This is a genomic window from Streptococcus oralis, assembly GCF_001578945.1.
Taxonomy (GTDB): domain Bacteria; phylum Bacillota; class Bacilli; order Lactobacillales; family Streptococcaceae; genus Streptococcus; species Streptococcus oralis_Q.
Window position 1 is genome coordinate 145473 of sequence record NZ_KQ969551.1, and the last position, 3341, is coordinate 148813.

Below are 3341 nucleotides of genomic sequence, written 5' to 3' on the forward strand. Positions count from 1 at the left end.
AAAATATAGGCTTTGTAATTGCTCCTCTGCACCATATTAAAAATAGCATTGTAACAGACCTACCTCCACATTCTGGAAAAAAAGAAATCTGGTCAACAGAAGAAACTATGAAGGAATTACTGATGACCACCAGAACGTCATTTTTTCCAGTTGCAAAACTGTTCAAGAGAGACTTGCTTGCGGATGAAAAGTTTAATACAAATTATCACCTAGCTGAAGATGCCTTATTTTTAACTGAATTGCTACTAAAGACAAGATGCAGTAGTGTATTTATTGACAAACCTGTTTATTACTATGACCATCGTGAGGGAAGTGCAACAACATCTGTTAATCGACATGTATTTGACACGATAGAAGTTTATAAGCAAATAATTGCTAAAGTTTCACAAGCCTTTCCTAATTTAAAATACGAATTAAAAAATAGAGAATGTTGGTCGTACATCACAGTTTACGATAAAATTATCTTTACTTCATCTGAACAGTACCAAAAGGAGAAAGCTGAGTTGAGGACTTGGATTGTCCAGCATCGACGCGAAATATGGAAGGATGCTTATTTCACTACTTTTCGTAAGGTAGCGATCCTTTCACTTGTCATTTCTCCATGGCTATATAAGAAAATTGTTGGATTAAAAAACTAATATCATGAGAAGGAGTTGAAAATGAATTTTTCAAAAATGGATGAATACTTTGAAAAATCAAAACTATGGATTGCATATCTATTTGTTTTTATTTCGATTTTAAGTATGAGTTCACTGGTTTATAAGATAGCAAATCCCCTCTATAAGGGATTGTCAGCGATTGTAGTGCTTTATATTTGCTATACTTTATTGTTTAAGTGGAAAGAAATCACAGTAGATCGCAAATTTCTATCCTTATTTGGACTCTTAGCCGGAAGTCATCTGCTATCTGCTATTTTCAATCGCTCCGGACATTTGATTGGAAATGTGATTGAAATCCTTTTCATGGTAACCTATGTTTTATTATTTACCATGTTACAATCGGGGCAACTTAAAAAATTATTTGACTGGATTGCCTATACAGTTCAAATCATTTCTTTTTCTTCCGCAATCTTTGCATTTGGTTTATTGGTAAGTAGAGTCCTTATCCTATTTAAGATTGGCGAACAATCCTATTACTATGGTGTCATGAATGGCCGTCTGTGGGGGATTGTCAATCCAAATGCTAGTGCGATATTTTCATACATTAGCATTATTTTGGCTATGTATTTGATCCATAAAGGAAGTAAATATTCTGTTTATCTTAAACTGAACAATGTGATTCAATTAGTTTACTTCGCTACGATGCAAAGTCGAGGAGCCTTGCTTTCTTTACTCCTCATGGTTGGACTTTATAGTTTCTTTGCTACTAGAGGAACTATCATTAAACGATTTCTTACTTTTATTGTTGCCGGTCTGCTAATTACTGCTACTAATATTGGATTAAGCTATGCAACTTCAATTTATATCGCATCTGAAACTGCGACCGTTTTAGATTTAAACAAAGGGCAATCCTACGCTGAAACAGATTCGTCTGTTACCAAGAAGAATGGTGAACTCCATCTGATTGAAACAACACCAAGTGGTAGAACCTACATTTGGAAAAATGCCATCAAGATGGGAAGTGCTAAACCAATCTTTGGTTATGGCGTACGGAATGTTCCAGATTATTACACAGAATATTTTAGTAAATTTGAAATTCAAAATTCCCTTATCGGAGGGAACTTCCATAATATTTTTGTGACCATATTTGTCAGTTCAGGAGTTCTAGGCTTGGTATCCTTCCTTCTTATACTGGCTTATGTCATCAAGCGCTTTTTAACGTATTTGATTGTTTCCAAGAAAAATACTGATAAATTGATTATGATCCTTTTCTTTGGTATCTTGTTTGGTCAGCTGTTTGAGAGTCAGATTATGTATTCAACCAACTTTATTAATATTATTTTTTGGTTGGCAGTTGGTTATGGACTAGTAGTTTGTAAACGGGATGAAGGAGTTCAGTACCAAGAAGTAACAGATGTCAGTGAAATTCAACAGATGGAACTTGGAATCATGGAGTACATTCAAGAGGTTTGTCAGAAAATAGGTGTCAAGTATTTCCTAGCTTATGGAAGTCTAATTGGTTCTGTTCGCCATCAAGGTTTTATCCCTTGGGATGATGACATGGATATCTGCATGCTAAGAGAAGATTATGAGAAGTTGCAAGACTACCTTATCGCTAACCCTGATGAACGTTACGAGGTTATGTCTTATAAAAATAATCTCAACTATGTCTATCCTTTTATGAAAGTGCAGGATAACCATACCTACTTGCTTGAAGAGGATGTACGAATTGATTCAAATATGGGAATCTATGTGGATATTTTCCCTGTAGATGGTTATGAAGATGATGCAGATTTTAAAAACAAAATGACGAAACTCATAAAAAAACGTCAATTAAGTTGTTACACTTTTAAAGGAATTACCAACACGAAAAGTCTACTAAATTCTTTAATTCGTTATATTTCTGTTGTCATTTTCTATTTCACAAATACGAATAAGTATGTTGAGCAAATTGATGAGCTTGCTAAATCTAGAGCAGTTGCTGACTACGAGCAAGTTGACTATTTGATTTACAAGGATATGAATAAGCCAGTTTGGAAACGTGAGTGGTTGGAACAAGTGATTGTGGGAACGTTTGAAGGCAAGGAATTTATGATTCCAAAACACTACCATGAAATTTTGACCTCGGACTATGGAGATTACATGCAATTGCCCCCTCTTGAACAGAGAGTATCTCACCATGATTTCAAACTGTGGAAAATCACTAAAAGTTCTAAGTAAGCAAATCGCAGTTAGAAATCGTTTAAAGAATTAGTTGAAATTAGGAGAATAAAACGTATGTCTGAGAGAGTTTTAAGTCTTGAAGAAATAAAACAAGTGGAGTTGGATATTTTAAAGTATCTACATGAACTATGTGAACAGCATCAGATTAAATATTTTATTGATTTTGGAACCTTACTAGGAGCTGTCCGCCATAAAGGATTTATCCCTTGGGATGATGATACGGATATTTCCTTAGCGCGAGATGAATTCGAAAAGCTTTATCAGGTTTTAAAAAATGAGAATCATCCTTACTACAAATTGATTTCATTTAGAGAAACAAAAGGCTATCCGTACAGTTATCTGCGTGTTCATGACATTCGAACACGTAGAGATGCCAATCTTTTGGATCCGACAGTTGTATTGGGAACTTGCGTTGATATTTTTCCATACGATGGTGTTGTAACGGAGGAAAGTGATTGTAAGAAAATGAAGCTCTATAAACACTTTGTCCGCCTTTCTTCTTTGAATTTCAAAGGAATT

Annotated in this window: 3 protein-coding genes; all 3 read left to right on the forward strand. The window is 34.7% G+C overall.

Annotation, left to right across the window (positions count from 1 at the left end; translation table 11 throughout):
* A partial coding sequence (locus SORDD16_RS11605; RefSeq protein WP_241733957.1) for a glycosyltransferase family 2 protein occupies positions 1–638 on the forward strand: 638 nt, incomplete at its 5' end.
* A 21-nt stretch (positions 639–659) separates the two neighbouring features.
* Entirely contained in the window at positions 660–2819 is a 2160-nt protein-coding gene (locus SORDD16_RS03415) for a LicD family protein (RefSeq protein WP_061452387.1), read from the forward strand.
* Positions 2820–2876: 57 nt separating this feature from the next.
* The coding region (locus tag SORDD16_RS11610; RefSeq protein WP_241733958.1) for a LicD family protein at positions 2877–3341 on the forward strand (465 nt) is incomplete at its 3' end.

Excerpts from the sequence above, each read along its gene's own strand:
- SORDD16_RS03415 (WP_061452387.1), top strand. The coding sequence starts at position 660 with ATGAATTTTTCAAAAATGGATGAATACTTTGAAAAATCAAAACTATGG.